This is a genomic window from Amorphoplanes digitatis (assembly GCF_014205335.1).
Classification (GTDB): Bacteria; Actinomycetota; Actinomycetes; order Mycobacteriales; family Micromonosporaceae; genus Actinoplanes; species Actinoplanes digitatus.
On sequence record NZ_JACHNH010000001.1, the window covers coordinates 6,827,794 to 6,846,758 of the forward strand.

At 73.1% G+C, this 18,965-nt stretch carries 19 protein-coding genes; 6 read left to right on the plus strand and 13 right to left on the minus strand.

Annotation, left to right across the window (positions count from 1 at the left end; all coding sequences use genetic code 11):
• Positions 1-104: 104 nt before the first annotated feature.
• Positions 105-1,394 carry an APC family permease gene (locus BJ971_RS29800; protein ID WP_184996482.1) on the plus strand — a complete coding sequence of 430 codons (1,290 nt, stop codon included), beginning with the start codon at positions 105-107 and terminating at the stop codon, positions 1,392-1,394.
• On the opposite strand, the gene pdxR is transcribed toward BJ971_RS29800, so the two are convergent.
• Complete coding sequence (gene pdxR, locus BJ971_RS29805) at positions 1,289-2,686, minus strand: MocR-like pyridoxine biosynthesis transcription factor PdxR (RefSeq protein ID WP_184996483.1); 1,398 nt, start codon at positions 2,684-2,686, stop codon at positions 1,289-1,291. The two genes, BJ971_RS29800 and pdxR, sit on opposite strands and share 106 nt — an antisense overlap.
• Before the next feature lie 74 nt (positions 2,687-2,760).
• Between pdxR and BJ971_RS29810 the strand changes: the two genes are divergently transcribed.
• Positions 2,761-3,507, plus strand: coding sequence for a class I SAM-dependent methyltransferase (locus BJ971_RS29810; RefSeq protein ID WP_184996484.1), 747 nt, complete (start codon positions 2,761-2,763; stop codon positions 3,505-3,507).
• Between the two features lie 49 nt (positions 3,508-3,556).
• On the opposite strand, the gene BJ971_RS29815 is transcribed toward BJ971_RS29810, so the two are convergent.
• Entirely contained in the window at positions 3,557-4,768 is a 1,212-nt protein-coding gene (locus tag BJ971_RS29815; RefSeq protein WP_184996485.1) for a S8 family peptidase, read from the minus strand.
• 391 nt (positions 4,769-5,159) lie between these two features.
• On the opposite strand from BJ971_RS29815, the gene BJ971_RS29820 reads away from it, so the two are divergent.
• Complete coding sequence (locus tag BJ971_RS29820) at positions 5,160-6,980, plus strand: AMP-dependent synthetase/ligase (RefSeq protein ID WP_184996486.1); 1,821 nt, start codon at positions 5,160-5,162, stop codon at positions 6,978-6,980.
• A 174-nt stretch (positions 6,981-7,154) separates the two neighbouring features.
• Here the strand turns inward: BJ971_RS29820 and yczR are convergent, their stop codons facing one another.
• Positions 7,155-8,609: a MocR-like transcription factor YczR gene (gene yczR, locus BJ971_RS29825; protein WP_184996487.1), complete on the minus strand. Its 1,455-nt coding sequence runs from the start codon at positions 8,607-8,609 to the stop codon at positions 7,155-7,157.
• A gap of 59 nt (positions 8,610-8,668) precedes the next feature.
• On the opposite strand from yczR, the gene yczE reads away from it, so the two are divergent.
• Together yczE and BJ971_RS29835 are read left to right on the plus strand one after the other, a co-directional pair.
• Complete coding sequence (gene yczE / locus BJ971_RS29830) at positions 8,669-9,337, plus strand: membrane protein YczE (RefSeq protein WP_184996488.1); 669 nt, start codon at positions 8,669-8,671, stop codon at positions 9,335-9,337.
• A 328-nt stretch (positions 9,338-9,665) separates the two neighbouring features.
• Complete coding sequence (locus BJ971_RS29835; RefSeq protein WP_184996489.1) at positions 9,666-10,094, plus strand: hypothetical protein; 429 nt, start codon at positions 9,666-9,668, stop codon at positions 10,092-10,094.
• A gap of 288 nt (positions 10,095-10,382) precedes the next feature.
• Here BJ971_RS29835 and hisF read toward each other — a convergent pair whose 3' ends face one another.
• Together hisF and BJ971_RS29845 are read right to left on the minus strand one after the other, a co-directional pair.
• Positions 10,383-11,159: an imidazole glycerol phosphate synthase subunit HisF gene (gene hisF / locus BJ971_RS29840; protein ID WP_184996490.1), complete on the minus strand. Its 777-nt coding sequence runs from the start codon at positions 11,157-11,159 to the stop codon at positions 10,383-10,385.
• 282 nt (positions 11,160-11,441) lie between these two features.
• Positions 11,442-12,437: an EamA family transporter gene (locus tag BJ971_RS29845; protein WP_184996491.1), complete on the minus strand. Its 996-nt coding sequence runs from the start codon at positions 12,435-12,437 to the stop codon at positions 11,442-11,444.
• A gap of 72 nt (positions 12,438-12,509) precedes the next feature.
• On the opposite strand from BJ971_RS29845, the gene BJ971_RS29850 reads away from it, so the two are divergent.
• Positions 12,510-13,403 carry a LysR family transcriptional regulator gene (locus BJ971_RS29850; RefSeq protein WP_184996492.1) on the plus strand — a complete coding sequence of 298 codons (894 nt, stop codon included), beginning with the start codon at positions 12,510-12,512 and terminating at the stop codon, positions 13,401-13,403.
• A gap of 174 nt (positions 13,404-13,577) precedes the next feature.
• Here BJ971_RS29850 and BJ971_RS29855 read toward each other — a convergent pair whose 3' ends face one another.
• Genes BJ971_RS29855 through hisD form a run of 8 tightly spaced genes read right to left on the minus strand, consistent with a single transcriptional unit; the run spans position 13,578 to position 18,839 of the window.
• Positions 13,578-13,988, minus strand: a complete 411-nt coding sequence (locus tag BJ971_RS29855; RefSeq protein ID WP_184996493.1) for a Rid family hydrolase — start codon at positions 13,986-13,988, stop codon at positions 13,578-13,580.
• A complete protein-coding gene (priA, locus tag BJ971_RS29860) occupies positions 13,985-14,710 on the minus strand; it encodes a bifunctional 1-(5-phosphoribosyl)-5-((5-phosphoribosylamino)methylideneamino)imidazole-4-carboxamide isomerase/phosphoribosylanthranilate isomerase PriA (protein ID WP_184996494.1) in 726 nt (241 codons plus the stop codon). The genes BJ971_RS29855 and priA overlap by 4 nt, the downstream gene beginning before the upstream one ends.
• A 30-nt stretch (positions 14,711-14,740) precedes the next feature.
• Complete coding sequence (locus BJ971_RS29865) at positions 14,741-15,061, minus strand: hypothetical protein (RefSeq protein WP_184996495.1); 321 nt, start codon at positions 15,059-15,061, stop codon at positions 14,741-14,743.
• Positions 15,058-15,696, minus strand: a complete 639-nt coding sequence (gene hisH, locus BJ971_RS29870) for an imidazole glycerol phosphate synthase subunit HisH (RefSeq protein ID WP_184996496.1) — start codon at positions 15,694-15,696, stop codon at positions 15,058-15,060. The genes BJ971_RS29865 and hisH overlap by 4 nt, the downstream gene beginning before the upstream one ends.
• On the minus strand, positions 15,696-15,863 hold the full coding sequence (locus BJ971_RS29875) for a CG2302 family histidine operon protein (RefSeq protein ID WP_184996497.1): 168 nt from the start codon (positions 15,861-15,863) through the stop codon (positions 15,696-15,698). The genes hisH and BJ971_RS29875 overlap by 1 nt, the downstream gene beginning before the upstream one ends.
• The gene (gene hisB, locus BJ971_RS29880) at positions 15,860-16,471 is read right to left on the minus strand and encodes an imidazoleglycerol-phosphate dehydratase HisB (protein ID WP_184996498.1); all 612 of its coding nucleotides are present in this window, start codon (positions 16,469-16,471) and stop codon (positions 15,860-15,862) included. Before hisB ends, BJ971_RS29875 begins: the two co-directional genes overlap by 4 nt.
• Complete coding sequence (locus BJ971_RS29885; protein ID WP_184996499.1) at positions 16,468-17,532, minus strand: histidinol-phosphate transaminase; 1,065 nt, start codon at positions 17,530-17,532, stop codon at positions 16,468-16,470. Before BJ971_RS29885 ends, hisB begins: the two co-directional genes overlap by 4 nt.
• A complete protein-coding gene (gene hisD / locus BJ971_RS29890; RefSeq protein WP_184996500.1) occupies positions 17,529-18,839 on the minus strand; it encodes a histidinol dehydrogenase in 1,311 nt (436 codons plus the stop codon). The genes BJ971_RS29885 and hisD overlap by 4 nt, the downstream gene beginning before the upstream one ends.
• Between the last annotated feature and the right edge of the window lie 126 nt (positions 18,840-18,965).

An 18,965-nucleotide genomic window follows, 5' to 3' on the forward strand; every position in this document is an offset into this window, starting at 1 on the left:
ATTACATCGCCGCGCTGCCCCGCCTCTTGACGGATCGAATTGGCCCCTCCGAACAGGGTCGAATTGGCCCGGACATGGAGCCAATCTCCCCCTACGTTGAGCGCATGACACCAACCGGCGGGCTGTCCCGCGCACAAGGCACCGCCCTCTGCGTCGGCGCGGTCCTGGGCACCGGCGTCATCTCGATGCCCGCGCTCGCCGCGGCCGTCGCCGGGCCCGCGTCCCTGCTGGCGTGGCTCGCCCTCATCCTGCTCTCGGCACCCCTGGCCGGGACCTTCGCCGCGCTCGGCGGGCGCTACCCGGACGGCGGGGGCGTGTCCACGTACGTCCGGCTGGCCTTCGGGCCGCACGCCGCCGCGGCCGTCGGCTGGTGTTTCTATTTCGCCGTGCCGCTGGGCGCGCCGGCCGCGGCCGCGTTCGCGGGCGGCTACGTCGCCGACGTCCTCGGCGGCGGCCAGGCCACCGTGCTGGCCACGTTCGCCTTCGTCATGGCCGTCGTCTTCGCCATGAACTGGTTCGGCCTGCGCGTCTCCGGCCGGGTACAGCTCTACCTCACCGCGACGCTGGCCGGCCTGCTGGTGATCGCGGTGGTGGCGGCGCTGCCGCACGCCGACCTCGCCAACCTGACCCCGTTCGCGCCGCACGGCTGGGCCGGCGTCGGCGCCGCGGCCGCGATCCTGGTCTGGGGCTTCGCCGGCTGGGAGGCGGTGTCGTCGCTGTCCGGCGAGTACCGCGACCCGCGCCGCGACGTGCCCCGGGCCACCGCGGCGGCCGTGCTGATCGTCGGCGTGCTCTACCTCGCCGTCGCCGCGGCCAGTGTGCTGGTCCTCGGACCGGCCGCCGGCGCCAGCCCCGCGCCCCTGGCCGACCTGCTGGCGGTCGGCGTCGGCGGCCCGGTCCGCCCGCTCACCGCGGTCGTCGCCGTGCTGCTCACCATCGGCGCCGTGAACGCCTACCTGGCCGACGCGTCGCGGCTCGGCGTCGCCCTGACCCGCGACGGCGCGCTGCCGGCGCGGATGGTCGGCACCCCGCGCAGGTCACTGGCCTTCGTCACCCTCGCCGGATGCGCGTCGGTGCTGCTGCCGCTCGACCTGCACACCTTGATGCTGCTGGTCACCGGCTGCTTCACCCTGGTCTACGTGCTCGGGACCGCGGCCGCGCTGCGGCTGCTGCCGCCCGGGTGGTCGCGGCGCGGCGCCGGCGTCGCGAACGCCTCGGTGCTCGCCCTCATGGTGCTCAACGGGCCGCCCGCGCTGCTCAGCCTCGCGGTGGCGGCGGGCGCGGTGCTCTACGTGTCGCGCAGGACGGCCCCGAAGATCGCCAGCCCCTCGTCGAGCAGCGCCGGGTCGATCGCGCCGAACCCGAACACGAACCCGGTCGAGTCGCTGCCGTAGACGCCGAGATCCTCGATCGCCACGCCCCGGGCGGCCGCGGCGGCCACCACCTCGGCGGACCGGGCACCCAGCGCCGTCACGTGCAGGCCCGCGGAGGACGGGACGACCTCGAGGTCAGGGTCCGCGGAGAGCGCGGCCACGATGCGCGCGTGGCGCCACGCGTACGCCTTGCCGGCCCGGCGCAGGTGGCGCGCCAGCTGACCCTCGTCGATGAAGCGCGCCAGCGCCGCCTGCACGGCCACCTGGCCGTACCCGTCGCTGAGCTGCCGGGCCGCGACCAGCGCCGCCCGCAGCGGGGCCGGCGCCAGCACGAAACCGGTACGAATGCTCGGCAGCATGGTCTTGGAGAAGGTGCCGACGTACAGCACCCGGCCGGCGGTGTCCAGGCTGTACAGCGGCTCGAGCGGGCGTGCCGAGAAGCGGAACTCGCTGTCGTAGTCGTCCTCGACGATCGCCGCCTGCCGCCGCCGCGCCCAGTCCAGCAGGGCGTGCCGCCGGGCCAGGCTCATCGCGGCGCCGAGCGGGAACTGATGCGACGGCGTCGCGTAGACCACCCGCGCGGCGGCCGGCAGGGCGTCGACCACCAGCCCGTCGCGGTCCACGGGTACGCCGGCCACGCGCGCGCCCAGCGACTCGAACAGCCGCCGGGCCGGCGGGTACCCTGGCTCCTCGACCGCGACGACGTCGCCGGGGCGCAGCAGCACCCGGCCGATCAGGTCGAGCGCGTGCTGGGTGCCGTTGGTGACCAGGACGTCCGAGGCGGTGGCCCGCAGCGACCGGGAGTACCCGACGTAGCGGGCGATCGCCGCGCGCAGCGCCGGGTGGCCGGACGGCTCGGCGTACCCGCCGGGGTCGTTGGCCCGCAGCCGCAGCTCGGCGCCGACCAGCCGGCGCCAGGTGTCGAACGGGAACAGCCGCGCGTCCGGGATGCCGGTCCGGAAGTCGTACCGCGGCCGCGGCAGGTCGGCGCTGGTCGGCAGCGGGGTGAAGGTCCAGCCGGCCCGCGGGCGCAGCGGATCGGCCGGCGCCCCGGCGGCGGGCGCCGGCGCATCCCGTACGGGCGCGACGTAGGTACCCGCGCCGACCCGCGACACCAGGTAGCCCTCGGCGACGAGCCGCTCGTACGCGGTCGCGACGCTGTTGCGCGCCAGCCCGAGGTCGGCGGCCAGGGCGCGGGTGGCGGGCAGCCGGTGCCCCGTGGGCAGCCGTCCGTCCACGATGGCCGCCCGCAGGGCGCGATACACCCGCACGGTCTTCTCGCCGGTGCCGTCGAGGCTGATGACCAGGTCCACGTGCCCATTCTCGGGTGCCGGCGCCCGGGGAAACCGCTTGCCGCGCGCCGGACCGCTCTGCTGTCCTGGGAGGCATGTCGATATTCAACGATCCCGGGCTCTTCGGCCGGCAGTGGGCGGAGAAATACGACGCCCCCGGCAACCCCGACCCGGCGCCGGCCGTGGACTTCCTGGCCGGGCTGGCCGACGGCGGCCCAGTGCTGGAGCTGGCGATCGGCACCGGGCGGGTCGCGCTGCCGCTGGCCGCGCGGGGCATAGCCGTCGAGGGCGTCGACGGCTCACCCGAGATGGTCGAGAAGCTGCGCGCCAAGCCCGGCGGCGCGGACCTCCCGGTGGTCATCGGCGACATGGCCGACGTGGCCGTGCGCGGGCCGTTCACGCTGGTCTACCTGGTCTTCAACACGCTGTTCAACCTGGTCGACGCCGAACGGCAGGCGGACTGCCTGCGCAACGTCGCGCGGGTGCTCGCACCCGGCGGCGCGTTCGTCGTCGAGGCGTTCGTGCCGAACCTCGCCGAGTTCGAGCGCGAGGAGCGCCAGGCCCAGGTGGTCTCGGTCACCGAGGACTCCGCGTCGTTGCGGCTGCACCGCTACGACCGGGCCGCGCAGACGTTCGTACGGCAGACCGTGACGTTCTCGGCGGGCGGCGTGCAGTTGCAGCCGTTCGGCATGCACTACCTGTGGCCGGAGCAGATCGACCGGCTCGCGGAGCAGGCCGGCCTGCGGCTCGAGGCCCGCTACGCCGACTGGCACGGCGCGGTCTTCGACGCCGACAGCACCGACCACGTGTCGGTGTACCGGCTCCCGCCCGCAAAGGGGTAGCTCCGGACCTCGCGGCCCGGAGCCACCCACACCCCCGTCTCGCGAGGGATCAGGCTCCGACGTAGAGCAGCCGGTTCGGCGAACCGGTGCCGGGGCTGGTGACCACTCCGGTCGTGGCCCGGTTCACCAGGTTGTCGCGCACCTGCGCCGGGGTGAGGGACGGGCTGGCCGAGAGCACCAGCGCCGCCGCGCCCGCCACGTGCGGGGACGCCATCGACGTACCGCTGATCGTGTTGGTCGCGGTGTTCGACGAGTACCAGTCCGAGGTGATGGACGAGCCCGGGGCGAAGATGTCGAGGCAGGTGCCGTAGTTCGAGTACGACGCCTTGGCGTCGGTGTTCGTGGTGGCGCCGACGGTGATGGCGGAGGCGACCCGGGCCGGCGAGGAGTTGCAGGCGTTCGCGGTCGAGTTCCCCGCGGCAAGTGCGTACGTGACACCCGAGCTGATCGAGCTCGCGACCGCGTTGTCGAGGGTGGTGCTAGCGCCGCCGCCGAGGCTCATGTTCGCCACCGCGGGCTTTACCGCGTTCTGGGTGACCCAGTTGACGCCGGCGATGACGCCCGCGGTGGTGCCGCTGCCGGAGCAGTTGAGCACCCGGACGCCGACGAGCTTGACCTGCTTCGCGACGCCGTAGACGGTGCCGCCGACCGTGCCGGCGACGTGGGTGCCGTGGCCGTTGCAGTCCACGCCGCCCGAGCCGACCGCGTCGTAGCCGAAGCGCGCCCGGCCGCCGAAGTCGTTGTGCGTGTACTTGATGCCCGTATCGATGATGTACGCCGTCACATTGCTTGCCGTGACGGTGTAGGTGTACGTGGTGCTCAGCGGGCGGGCCTTCTGATCGATGCGGTCGATGCCCCAGGTCGCGCCGGTCTGGGTGGTGAGCAGCGAGACCCGCTGGTTCTGCTCCACATAGGCCACGCTCGGGTCGGCGGCGAGCCGCTTGGCGGCGGCCTCGCTCATGTTCGCCTCGAAGCCGTTCAGCGCGGCGCCGAACGTCCGCCGCACCTGCGCGCCGTACCCGCGGGCCAGGTCGGCCGACTTGTCGCCGACGGCGGCGACGCGGTTCGTCCCGGTGCGCACGGCGCTGTCCTTCAGCACCACGATGTAGCTGCCCGCCACCGCGTCGGCGGTGCCGGCGAGCCTGATCTGCCCGGCGGCCGGAGCCGCCACCGCCGGCGCCACCGTCGCGGCGGTCGTCGTTGCCGCAACAAGCAGGGTGACGGCCAGGAACCGGCCGCTTCGGGGGGGTCGAATCGCCATGGTCTTCCTCTCTCGCGCGCCTGCCGGACCCCGACGTGTCCCGGGCCCGTGGCCCCAGAGAAAGGTCCGTTGACTACAGAGATTAGGGCCAAGGAGTTGATGAACCTCTATATCGAATGGGCCATATCAAAATTTGTTAACAATCCGACCTGGGGCAGCGAGCGCCCGGGGACGGCGCGGATCACCCAGGACGCCGGGCAACCGGCACACCCGGTCATGCGGTGCACAAACGGCCGTATCGGCACGGGTAGGATTGTTGCGCAGGTCACTCCGAAGGCGAACGGAGATTGACTGGCGGGGTGCTCTGGCCCTCGCGGCTTACTGGCAATACTCTTCGGTAACTCAGCTGTCACATGAACTCACCCCCATAGACGCAAAGAGGCGGCGCCCGATGGCTCTCGAGGTTCCCTACCGGTCGATTCCGGACATGTTCCTGCAACGTGTGCGGGCGACCCCGAACAACCAGGCGTTCGCAGTACCGACCGCCGACGACAGTGCGATCAAATGGCTCAACTGGTCCGAGGTCGGCGAGCGCGCCTGCGCGATTGCCGCGGGCCTCGCCGGGCTCGGCATCGGTCTCGAGGACCGGGTCGCCATCATCAGCGGCACCCGGCTCGAATGGATCCTCGCGGACCTCGGCATCAACTGCGCCGGCGCCGCGACCACGACGGTCTACCCGACCACCGAGCCCGAGGACGCGGCCTACATCGTCGCCGACTCCGGGTCGAAGATCCTGGTGGCGGAGAACCCCGCACAGGCGATGAAGCTCTCCGGTTTCGAGACCGCGGTCACACACACCATCCTGATCGACGGTACGGCCGACGCCGGCGCCACGCCGCCGCAGCTCACCCTCGCCGAGCTGGAGGAGCGGGGCCGCGCCGCGCTCGCCGAGCAGCCGGACCTGGTGGACCGCATCGTCGAGAGCGTCGGACCCGACAACCTGGCGACGCTGATCTACACCTCCGGCACCACCGGCCGCCCCAAGGGCGTGCAGCTGCTGCACCGCGGCTGGACCTGGGAGGGCGTCGCGCAGCTCGGCACCGGCCTGTTCGCGTCGTCCGACCTCCAGTACCTGTGGCTGCCGCTGTCGCACTCGTTCGGCAAGACGCTGGTCTGCGGAATAATCCACGTGGGCGTGCCGACCTACGTCGACGGCCGCGTCGACAAGCTCGTCGAGATGCTGGCCGTGGTCAAGCCGACGCTGATGTGCGCGGCCCCCCGCATCTTCGAGAAGGTCTACAACAAGACCGTCACGACCGCGCTCGCCGCCGGCGGCGCCAAGGCGAAGATCTTCAGCTGGGCCGTCGGGATCGGCAAGGAGAAGGTCGCGCTCGAGCAGGCCGGCAAGCCGGTCGGCGCCGCGCTGAAGGCCAAGTACGCGGTCGCCGAGAAGCTCGTCTTCAGCAAGCTCCAGGAGCGCCTCGGCGGCCGGCTGCGGGTGCTGGTCTCCGGCTCCGCGCCGCTGAGCCCCGACATCGCGGAGTTCTTCGCCGCCGCGAACCTGCCGATCCGGGAGGGCTACGGCCTGACCGAGTCGAGCGCGGCCAACTTCGTCAACAAGATGGGCAAGCTCAAGCTCGGCACGGTCGGCCAGGCCCTCGCCGACCTCGAATGCCGCATCGACAGCGACGGCGAGATCCTGCTGCGCGGCGCCCCGGTCATGCGCGGCTACCACAACCTGCCCAAGGAGACCGCGGAGGCGTTCACCGAGGAGGGCTTCTTCCGCACCGGCGACATCGGCGAACTCGACGCCGACGGCTTCCTCAAGATCACGGACCGGAAGAAGGACCTGGTCAAGACGTCGGGCGGCAAGTACATCGCGCCGTCGGCGATCGAGGGCCAGTTCAAGGCGATCTGCCCGTACACCTCGCAGGCGGTCGTCGTCGGCCAGGCCCGCAACTTCGTGACCATGCTGATCTCGCTCGACGAGGACGCGATCAAGGGCTGGGCCGCCGGCGAAGGTGTTTCCGGCAGCTACGCGGAGATCGTGGCGGCGAAGGAGACGCAGGCGCTGGTCGCGGGCTACATCGAGGAGCTGAACGGCAAGCTGAACCGGTGGGAGACGGTCAAGAAGTTCGCCATCCTGCCGCGCGACCTGACCATCGAGGACGGCGAGATCACGCCGTCCATGAAGATCAAGCGCCGCAGCGTGGAGACCAACTTCTCCGCACAGATCGAGCAGATGTACGCGGGCAGCCTCGCACAGTTGTAACCATCCCGGACGGCCCGTTCGACGAGCGTCGCGATCTCGAATCGCGGCGCTCGTCGCTCGTTCCGGCGGTCGCGCCACGCACCGGCGATCACAGCCGGAGAGCGCCACGCCGACCGGATCACTCGGCCCAGGCCGCGACACACCGACGCGACCCAGCGCAGGACCTCCGTACCGTCAGGCGATGACGGCTGGGGTGCGCCAGGCCGGCCGGGTCGCCCGGTCCAGGTCGTGGCGCACGGAGGCGATCCGGCGGATGGCCTCGGTGAGGTCGTCGGCGGCGAGCGTGAACGGCAGGCGCATGAAGCGCTCGAGGGTGCCGTCGAGGCCGAAGCGCGGCCCGGGCGCGAGCCGCACACCGACGTCCTCGGCCGCGCGGGCCAGGGCGCTGGAGATCGGGCCGTCGAGCTCCGCCCAGAGCGTCACCCCGCCGGCCGGCAGGGTGAACCGCCACTCGGGCAGGTGCTCGCCGAGCGCGGCGACGAGCGCGTCCCGGCGGACCGACAGCTGAGCGCGCCGGGCCGCGACGATCGTCTCCGCGTCCCGCAGCAGGTGCACGGCCACGAGCTGTTCGAGGACCGGACTGGCCATGTCGACGCCGACCCGCAGGGCGGCCAGGCGCTGCACCAGCGGCGCCGAGGCGCGGACCCAGCCGATCCGCAGGCCGCCCCAGTACGCCTTGCTCATGCCGCCGATGGACACGACCCGCGAGTGCCGGTCGAAGAGGGCGACCGGCGGCGGCATCGCGGTGCCGTCCAGCGGCAGGTCCACGAAGGACTCGTCCACGATCAGCTCGGTGCCGGCCGCGTGCGCGGTGGCGGCGAGCCGCTCGCGCAGCTCGGTGGGCATCAGGTGGCCGGTCGGGTTCTGGAACTCGGGGATCACGTAGGCGAGGCGCGGCCGGGTCTGGCGCAGCGCGCCCAGCAGCATCTCGCCGTCCCAGCCGTCGGCGGCGTCGAGGCCGTGCGTGCTGATCCGGGCCCGGCGCGCGGCAAGGGCGGCCAGGGCGTTGGGATAGGTCGGCGACTCGACCAGCACCGCGGCGCCGGCCGGTACCGACAGGCGCAGCACCAGGTCGAGGGCCTGCTGCGTACCGCTGGTGATGAGGATCTGTTCCGGGCTGGTCGCCACGCCGCGGCCGGAGTAACCGGCCGCGACCGCCTCGCGCAGCTCCATGAGCCCGGTCGGGTGGTAACCCGCGCTGCCGAGGAAGCGCGGCAGGTCCTCGGCGGCGGCGCGGGCCGCGGGCACGAGCTCGACCGGCGCGGCCGAGGCCGCCACCCCCAGGTCGATCATGTCCAGGTCGTCGTCCGGGGTCCACAGGCCCGAGGTGGCGACCCGGTGCCCGGTCGGCAGGGTGGTCCAGCTACCGGCGCCGCGCCGGCTGGTGAGATGGCCGGTCTCCCGCAGCGACCGGTACGCGGCGGTGACCGTCGTCCGGCTGACACCGAGCGCCTCGGCGAGCTCACGTTCGGCGGGAAGGCGCACGCCCAGCGGCAGCCGCCCGTCGGAGAGCAGCCCCCGGATCGCGCCGGCGAGCGCGGCGTAGTCCGGGCTGCGGTGCCGCCCCGGAAGCGAGTGCCACTGACCCAGGAGGCGGGCCAATTGGCCCCCACGAACGGACGTTGTCATGGCCACCTCCCCGAAATTGGCACTTTGGTGCCGACCAATTGGCCTTCAGAGTGGCACCTATGAGCCGCATCAGCAACCTCGTCCCGACCGGCGCCCGCCTCCCTCGCCGCGTGAGTCAACTCCTCGCGGGCCTGGTCCTGTACGGGATAAGCATGGCTTTCATGGTGGAGAGCAGCCTGGGCCTGACGTCCTGGGACGTGTTCCACCAGGGTGTGTCGAAGGCCACTGGGCTCAGCTTCGGCTGGGTGGTGATCCTGGCCGGCGTCCCGATCCTGATGCTATGGATCCCGCTGCGACAGCGGCCCGGATTCGGCACGCTCGCGAACCTGTTGGTGATCGGGCTCGTGGTGGACGCCGCCCTGGCCCTGCTGGCCCCCGGCGAGTCGATGGCGATGCGCGTCACGTACCTGCTGGTGGGCATCGCCCTGAACGGCGTGGCGACGGGGATGTACATCGGGGCCCGCTTCGGGCCGGGCCCGCGCGACGGCCTGATGACCGGGATCGTGAACCGCTTTCCGCGCCTGTCCATCCGGCTGGTCCGCACCAGCATCGAGCTGCTCGTCCTGGCGGTCGGCTTCCTGCTGGGCGGCACGGTCGGCCTCGGCACCATCGCGTACGCGCTGGCGATCGGCCCGCTGGCGCAGCTGTTCATGCCGGTCTTCGCGATTCCCGCCGCGGACCCGGCGCCCGCGAACGCCGCGAGGCTGGTTCCGGTCCCGTCCACCTGATCCGCCCGCGCGGGCGGTCCGCTCAACCGATACGCGGGCGGTCCGCTCAACCGATACGCGGGCGGTCCGCTCAACCGATACGCGGGCGGTCCGCTCAACCGATACGCGGGCGGTCCGCTCAACCGATGCGCGAGTGGTCCGCTCAACCGATACGTGGGTGGTCCGCTCAACCGATACACCCAACCCGATCGGCCGCCGGATCCATCCAGATGGGAGTCCCACCGCGGCGGGTCGGGTGCGGGCGAATTGTCCGGGGTGAGGACACAGGTTGGTGATCATCCAGGCACATTTGCTTTCCGGTTCGCCGACCGCACGGCATCATGGCGACATGGGGGCTGGCGACTGGCACTGGAACGACGCATGGATCTTCGTGTCGACAGTCATCGCCGAGCGCCTCGAGCGTGACCGGGCGCTCCATGCGGCGCTGCCGGTCACCGGGGCGAGCCTCGCGGACGTACTCGCGGCCGCCGACTTCCTGCACCACAGCGTGCCCAGCCGCGCCGAACTGGAGGACTCCGTCCGCCGCCTGGCCGGCGCGGGCCTACTCACCGTCGACGACGACCTCGTCGAGGTGGCCCCGGCCGGCGAACAGCTCTGGCGCACGAGGCCGTTCAGCGGCCTGTCCTCGGCCGTGGTAACCCTCCAGGCCCAACTGAACCGAGCGGCGACCCCAGGCGACTCGGACTGGCGACTCGACGAGCGAACCTACAACGCAGCAGTCCGCGAGTACTCACTACGCCTCGCCGACGGCCGCTGACCCCCGACGAACCAGCTCCGCCCCAGCCAGACTGACTCCGAACCCAGCGACAGGCTCCCACCCAGACGGATCGGCTCCCACCCCGAGCGGATCGGCTCCCACCTCAGGCGGATCAGCTCCGACTCCAGCGGATCGGTTCCGCGCGCAGGATCGGCTCGGGATGGACCGGCTGCCACCCTGCCGGATCGGCCCCGCCGGACCTGCCGGATCGGCCCCGACACCGGCGGATCGGCCCAGGCGGATCGGCTCCGACAGCGGTGGATCGGTCCGGGTGGGCCGGGTGGGCCGTCAGCGGACCGGGTTGCCCGCCTCGCGCAGGCTTTCCTTGACCTCGCCGATGGTCAGGTCTCCGAAGTGGAAGACGCTCGCGGCCAGGACGGCGTCGGCACCGGCGGCGACCGCCGGCGGGAAGTGCTCCACCGCGCCGGCGCCGCCGCTCGCGATCACCGGGATGTCGACCACCGCGCGCACCGCGGCGATCAGGTCCAGGTCGAAGCCGGCCTTGGTGCCGTCGGCGTCCATCGAGTTGAGCAGGATCTCGCCGGCGCCGAGCTCGGCGACCCGCCGCGCCCATTCGACGGCGTCCAGGCCGGCGCTGCGGCGGCCGCCGTGGGTGGTGACCTCCCAGCCGCTCGGGTGCTCCGGCGACGGCCCGGACGCGACCCGGCGGACGTCCAGCGAGAGCACCAGCACCTGATTGCCGAAACGGTCGGCGATCTCCGCGATCAGCTCGGGCCGGTTGATGGCCGCGGTGTTGACCCCGACCTTGTCGGCGCCGGCGCGCAGCAGCGTGTCGACGTTGTCCACCGAGCGCACCCCGCCGCCGACGGTCAGCGGGATGAACACCGACTCGGCGGTGCGCCGGACCACGTCGAGCATCGTCCCGCGGTCGTCGGAGGAGGCGGTCACGTCGAGAAAGGTCAGCTCGTCGGCGCCGGCGGCGTCGTAGGCGGCCGCCAGCTCGACCGGGTCACCCGCGTCCCGCAGGTCGACGAAGTTGACGCCCTTGACCACCCGCCCAGCGTCAACGTCGAGACAAGGAATCACCCGCACCGCCACCGTCATGGCCCAACCCTATCGAGCCGCGCTCCGGCGAGTGCCCGGATATCCACAGGGCGGAACCCGGCGCGCCAGGCACCGCCCGCTGACGCCGACCGGACCGCCGGGGCGCCGACGCCGGGTGCCTGCATGGCCGTTCGCGGCACCCCGAAATCCTCAGCCGCGACCGGCACACCCCACCCGCGCCGGAACCGGCCACGACCGTCGAGCCCACTCAGCCGCGAGTAGCCATGCGGCCGACCCCCGACAGGCCGATGCCCGCAGGACCGGGCACCGCCCCGGGCTCGTTCAGTCGCAACCGGCAGCGCCAACCGCGGCCACCGACAGGCCTGTGGCGCGGGCGGCGGTACCGGCCACCGCGGCAGAGGCCCCGGTGGCGGGGACCAGGCTCGCGCTGGCGGTGTGGGGCCCGGTGGCCGGGGACGTGCGGCCGGGTCCGGAGGCTCCCAGCAGCACCCCGCCGACCACCAGCACTCCCCCGGCGAGGTCGGTGCCGTGGACCGCCTCGCCGAGGAAGATCGCCGCCGACGCGATGCCGAACACCGGCACCAGCATCGAGAACGGTGCCACCGCCGAAGCGCCGTACCGTCTGATCAGCGCGCCCCAGGCGCCGAACCCGGCCAGGGTCGAGATCAGGGCGACGAAGAGCAGCGCGGCGACCGCCGTGGCGTCGATCGCGCGGAGCGCGGCCAGGTCCGCGGCCGGGCCCTCGACGAGCACCGAAAGGACGGCCAGCGGCAGCGCCGCGACCGCGCTCACCCAGACCATGAAGCGCAGCGTGTCGGCCGGCGCCGCACGCCGGGTGGCCACGTTGGACACGCCCCAGGCGACGGCCGCGCCTAGTACCAGGCCGAACGCGCCCGCCGGCAGGCCGTCCGCGCCGAGCCGGGTGGCGACCACGCCGATGCCCAGCGCCGCGACGGCCAGGCCGGCGATCCGGCGTGGTCCGGGGCGTTCGCGCAGGAGCAGCACCGCGAAGATCGTGGTGAACACCGCCTGGCTCTGGAGGATCAGCGAGCTCAGGCCGGCCGGCATGCCGGCCGCGATGCCGGCGAAGAGCAGCGAGAACTTGGTGACCCCGAGCGCCAGCGCCACCGCGAGCACCCACCGCCACCGCGCGGGCGGGCGACCGGCGAACAGCACGGCCGGGAACGCGGCGAGCGTGAACCGCAGCGCCGAGAACAGCAGCGGCGGGAAGTGGTCGAGGCCGATGTCGATCACGACGAAGTTGACGCCCCACACGGCGGCGACGGCCGCGGCGAGCGCGATGTCCCGGGGTCTCATGTGATCACCCTCGCCCGGGCGCATCGTGAAGCACCAGCGAATAGTGCTACACCGACGATGTAGCGTGGCTACATGATTGATCTGGGCCGGCTCCGCGCCCTGCACGCCGTGGCCAGCTACGGGACGGTGCTGGCGGCCGGCGAGGCGCTGCACTGCACGCCGTCGGCGGTGTCGCAGCAGCTCGCCAAGCTGGAGCGTGAGACCGGCGCCACCCTCGTCGAGAAGGACGGGCGCCGGCTGCGGCTGACCGAGGCGGGGCGGGTGCTCGCCGACCACGCCGAGCGGCTGCTGTCCCACCTCGACGAGGCCGAGGCGGCGCTCGCCGCACACCGCGACACGGTCACCGGACGACTGACGGTGGCGGCCTTCGCGACCGCGTGCCGGGCGCTGCTCCCGTACGCGTTGCATCGGCTGGCGACCGACCACCCGCAGCTGGCGACGGGCCTGGTGGAGGTCAATCCGCACGAGGGTCTCGAGATGCTGCGGCGCGGGCATGTCGATCTCGCGGTGCTGGACGACTGGCCGGAGGTGGCGCTGCGGTATCCGCCGGGGATCACGCACGAGCGGATCGGCCTGGACGTGGCGGACCTGATCGTGCCGGCCGGCCACCGCCTCGCCGCCGCGAAGGAGGTGCGGCTGTCGCGGGCGCGCGACGAGCGCTGGATCGCGGCGAAGGCCGGCGACATCTGCCACGAGTGGCTGCTGCGGGTGTTGCCCGGGGTGCGGCCGGACTTCCATGTCGGCGAGTTCGAGACGCAGCTGACGCTGATCGCGGCGGGGCTCGGCATCGCGATGATCCCCCGGCTGGCGCGGCCGCCGCTGCCGAAGGGCGTGTGCGTGGTGCCGGTGCGGCCGGCGCCGACCCGGCGGGTGGTGCTGGCGTGGCGCGAGGCCTCGACGGCCCGGCCGGCGTTGACCGCGGCGGTCACGGCGCTGCGCGAGGCCTGGCGGCGCAACGGCGGCTAGGACGCGCCCGGAGCGGGTCGCCACTGCCCGGACGCGTTCCGCCTGTTATGCCGCGGCGGGGGAAAGCGGTGTCGGCTCCAGCTCGGGACGGCGGACCGCGTCGCGGTCTTTCGCATCGACTGAGCCCACCCGCGGCGGAAACCAGGCAAGGTCGCTACATGCGGCCGCCCGGCGTCAGACCAGGACCGTCCTGGGGCGCCCGCCGATGTACGCCTCGACCTCGATCTCCACCAGGTGCGCGGGATCCAGCAGCCCGGCCACCACCACCAGCGTCGCCACCGGCCGCACCTCGCCGAAGACCGAGCCGTGCGCCCCCGCCACCGCGTCCGCGTGCGCCGCGTCCACGATGTACATCCGGGTCCGGATGACGTCGGCGAGACCCGCGCCCGCACCCGCGAGGGCGTCGAGCGCGATCCCGATCGCCGTCAGCGTCTGCGCCCGCGGATCACCGATCCCGGTCACCGCGCCATCCACGGTCGCCGTGCAACCGGCCGTGATCACCAGGTCCCCGGCCCGGACCACCCGGGAGTAGCCATACCGCTCCTCCCAGGGACCACCGGAGGCGAAGCGCTCGATCTCGCTCATGCCTGCGCTAGCGCCTTGAGGGCTTCGGCCACCGTGAACGCGCCGGCGTAGAGCGCCTTGCCCGCGATCACGCCCTCGACGCCGAGGTGTTCCAGCGTCGCCAGGGCGCGCAGGTCGTCCAGCTTGGACACCCCGCCGCTGGCGATCACCGGCCGGTCGGTGCGGGCGCAGACCTCCCGCAGCAGGTCCAGGTTGGGGCCGCGCATCGTGCCGTCCTTGGTGATGTCCGTGACCACGTAGCGCGCGGCGCCGGCCTTGTCGAGGCGCTCCAGCACCTCGAACAGGTCGCCGCCGTCGCGGGTCCAGCCGCGGGCCGCCAGGGTGCGGCCGCGGACGTCGAGGCCGATCGCCACCCGGTCGCCGTACTCGCCGCAGATCCGGTCGCACCACTCCGGGTCCTCGAGGGCGGCCGTGCCGATGTTGACACGGGCGGCGCCGGTGGCGAGCGCCGCGCGCAGGGACGCGTCGTCGCGGATGCCGCCGGAGAGTTCGACCTTCACGTCGAGGCGGCTGACCACCTCGGCGAGCAGCGCGGCGTTCGAACCCCGGCCGAACGCGGCGTCGAGGTCGACGAGGTGCACCCATTCCGCGCCGTCGTTCTGCCAGGCGAGTGCGGCCTCGAGCGGGTCGCCGTAGCCGGTCTCCGAGCCCGCGGCGCCCTGTACGAGGCGGACCGCCTGGCCGTCGGCGACATCAACCGCGGGCAGCAGCGTCAGGGTCACGAGAAACTCCGATCAGAGAGAACAGGCGGGTCAGGAACGGCGGCCCAGGACTACGACGACCAGGGCCGGCAGGACAAGAACGATCATGGCGATCAGCACCAGGCGGAGCGCGAGCTCGGGCACGAGGAACCACACCACCGCCGCCACGATCAGCGGCACGACGACGATGCCCGTGCGCTGGGCGCGGCTGCGCCGGTAGAGCCGGCCCGAGCTGGAGCGCCGGCCCGGCTTCAACGAGGCGACCAGGGCGCGGCGACGCTGCCGCCGGGCCGAGCGGCGGGCCCGCTTGGCCTTCTCCTTTTCGAGAACGACGAGCCGCTCGGCCCGCCGTCTCGCGCGTTCCTTGCTCACCGGGTGGACTGCGAGGGCAGGCCCGCCACCCAGTTGTTCAGCAACGCGTATCCGGCGTCGGAGGACTTCTCGGGGTGGAACTGGGCCGCGGACAGCGGGCCGTGCTCCACCACTGCGGCGAACGGCAGGTCGTGCGCGGCCGTCGTGACCCGGGCGCCGGCGGCCTCCAGCGCGGCCAGGTCGGAGGCCGCGTACGAGTGGACGAAGTAGAACCGCGCGCCGGCGGGCAGGCCGTCCAGCAGCACCGACCCGGCCGGCGCGGACACCGTGTTCCAGCCCATGTGCGGGATGCGCCGGGCGGTCAGCCGGGTCACGGCGCCCGGCAGCAGCCCGAGCCCGCGGGTCTCGACGCCGTGCTCGACGCCGGACTCGAAGAGGATCTGCATGCCGACGCAGATGCCCAGCACCGGCCGGCCGGCCGCGACCCGGCCGGCGATGACCGGGCCGGCGCCGAGCTTCTCGATGCCGGCCATGCACGCCGCGTAGGCGCCCACGCCGGGCACCACCAGGCCGTCCGCGGCGGCCGCGGCGGTCAGGTCGTCGGTCACCGTCACGGTGGCGCCGGTACGCGCGACGGCGCGCTCGGCCGACCGCAGGTTCCCGGAGCCGTAGTCCAGGATCACCACCTCGGTCATCAGCTGTCCCCGGGCATCATCCAGGCGACGCCGCCGGCGAGCGCCAGCAGTGCGAGCGCGGCGACCAGGCCGATGCTGAACTTCGAGGCGCCCTGCCGGGACAGCGAGATGACCCCGCCGACCAGGATGCCGCACAGGCCGAGCAGCAGGATCGGTACGAGGCTCACAGCACGCCCTTCGTCGACGGGAGCGCGCCCGCGTTACGCGGATCGATCTCCACGGCCGCCCGCAGCGCCCGGGAGAACGCCTTGAACTGCGTCTCCACGACGTGGTGCGCGTCGGGCCGGCCGCCGTCGCGGGCCGCGCGCAGCACGCTGACGTGCAGGGTCACCTTGGCCGCGTGCCCGAACGACTCGAAGATGTGCCGGGTCATGCTGGTCGGGTAGACCGGGCCGATGTACGGCGCCAGCTCGGGCTCGTCGTGCACCACGTAGGGCCGGCCGGACAGGTCGACGGCGGCGCGCACGAGCACCTCGTCCATCGGGATCGTCGCGGAGCCATAGCGGCGGATGCCGGCCTTGTCGCCCAGCGCCCGCGCGAACGCCTCGCCCAGTGCGATGGCCGTGTCCTCCATGGTGTGGTGCGCGTCGATCTCGAGGTCGCCCTCGGTGCGCACGGTGAGGTCGAAGCCGCCGTGCTTGGCGAGCTGGTTGAGCATGTGGTCGTAGAACCCCACGCCGGTCGACAGCTCGGCCTTGCCGGTGCCGTCGAGGTCGATCTCGACGAGCACCTTGGTCTCATTGGTGACGCGCTCGATGCGCGCGGTGCGAGTCAAAGCAGGGCCCCCAGGAAGGCGTCAGTTTCGGATTCTGTTCCCGCGGTCACCCGCAGCCAGCCGGCCAGGCCGACGTCGCGGACGAGCACACCGCGGTCGAGCAGGCGCTGCCACGCGACGTGCTGGTCGCCGCCGACCTCGAAGAGCACGAAGTTGGCGTCGCTCTCGGCCACCCGCACGCCGCGGGAGCGCAGGGTGTCGACGATGCGGTCGCGCTGTTCCTTGATCGCGTCGACGGTGGAGAGCAGCGCCTCGCGCTGCGCGAGCGCGGCCCGGGCGGCGGCCTGCGTCAGCGCCGAGAGGTGATAGGGCAGGCGGACGAGCTGGACGGCGTCGACCACGGCGGGGTCGGCGGCGAGATAGCCGAGCCGGCCGCCGGCGAAGCCGAACGCCTTGCTCATGGTGCGGGTGACGACCAGCCGCGGGTGCCGCGGCAGGGCCGACAGCGCGCTGGTCGTGCCGGCCCGGGCGAACTCGGCGTATGCCTCGTCGACCACGACCATGCCCGGCGCCGCCCGCAGCACCGCGTCGACCACCGCCGGGTCGAGCGCGGTGCCGGTCGGGTTGTTGGGCGAACAGAGGAACACCAGATCCGGGGCGTGCCGGGTGATCTGCTCCACCGCCGAGAAGGGCGTGAGGCCGAAGTCGGCGTCGCGCAGCGCGCCGATCCAGCGGGTGCCGGTGCCGGCGGCCAGCAGCGGATGCATCGAATAGGACGGGCCGAAGCCCAGCGCGGAGCGCCCCGGCCCCGCGAACGCCTGCAACAGCTGCTGCTGCACCTCGTTGGAGCCGTTGGCCGCCCACACGTTCGCCGCGGTCAGGCCGTGGCCCAGGTAGTCGGCGAGATCGGTGCGCAGCGCCACCGCGTCCCGGTCGGGGTAGCGGTTGAGGTCGCGCAGCTCGGCCTGCACGGCCTTGCCGATCGCGTCCACCACGGCGTCGGGCACCGGATAGGAATTCTCGTTGGTGTTCAGCCGCACGGCCACGTCGAGCTGCGGCGCGCCGTAGGGCGAGCGGCCGCGCAGGTCGGCGCGGACGGGCAGGTCGTCGATCGTGGTCATGAGCCGAACCTCGCCGTCACGGCCTGGCCGTGCGCCGGCAGGTCCTCGGCGTTGGCCAGCGCCACCACGTGCGGCGCGACGTCGCGCAGCGCCGCCTCGTCGTACTCGATGACGTGGATGCCGCGCAGGAACGACTGCACCGACAGGCCGGACGAGTGCCGGGCGCAGCCCGCGGTCGGCAGCACGTGGTTGGAGCCGGCGGCGTAGTCGCCGAGCGAGACCGGCGAGTACGCGCCGACGAAGACGGCGCCGGCGTTGCGCACCCGCATGGCCACCGCGCGGGCGTCCCGGGTCTGTATCTCGAGGTGCTCGGCCGCGTAGGCGTCGACCACGCGCAGGCCCTGCTCGACGTCGTCAACGAGGACGACGCCGGACTGTGTGCCGCCGAGGGCCTCGCGCACCCGGGCCTCGTGCTTGGTGGCCGGCACCTGCACGGCGAGCTGCGCCTCGACCGCGTCGGCCAGCGCCGGCGAGTCGGTGACCAGCACGCTGGCGGCCAGCGGGTCGTGCTCGGCCTGGCTGATCAGGTCGGCGGCGACGTGCACCGGTGAGGCGCTGTCGTCGGCCAGGATGGCGATCTCGGTGGGGCCGGCCTCGGCGTCGATGCCGACCGTGCCCTGTAGCAGGCGCTTGGCGGCCGTCACCCAGATGTTGCCGGGGCCGGTGATGACGTCGACCGGCTCGCAGCGGTCGGCCTCGTCCGCGCCGTCCGAGCCGTAGCCGAGCATGGCGATGGCCTGTGCGCCGCCGACCGCGTAGACCTCGTCGACGCCGAGCAGCGCGCACGCGGCGAGCACCCGGGCGTCCGGCAGGCCGCCGTTGTCCTGCTGCGGCGGGCTGGCGACCACCAGCGACTCGACGCCGGCGACCTGGGCGGGCACCACGTTCATCACCACGGTGGACGGATAGACGGCCAGGCCGCCGGGGACGTAGAGGCCGACCCGGGAGACCGGCACGTGCCGCTCGATCACGGTGCCGCCGGGGACCACCTGGGTGGTGACGTCGGTGCGCCGCTGGTCGCCGTGCACCTTGCGGGCCCGCTCGATGACGACGAGCAGGGCGGCGCGGACCTCCGGGTCGAGCGTCTCCGCGGCGGCGGAGATGGCCTCCCGGGGCACCCGCAGGCGGTCGAGCTGGACGCCGTCGAAGCGATGGGTCGCCTCCCGGATCGCCGCGAAGCCATGCTCCCGGACCGCCACCACGACGGGGCGGATCTTCTCGACGGCCACGGAGACGTCGAGCTGGGCACGGGGCAGCAGGCCGCGGGGGTCCCGGCGGGAGCCGCGCAGGTCAATCCGGTTCAGCACGGGCCAAGTCTAGGCGGCACCTCCGACAGCGCTCCGTCGCCGTTCCAGGCAATGGGAACAGAGCTTTCGCCGCTTTTGCGCGTACCGGATCCGAAGATCGCCGGGGAGGGAGGCGCGCGGACAGCG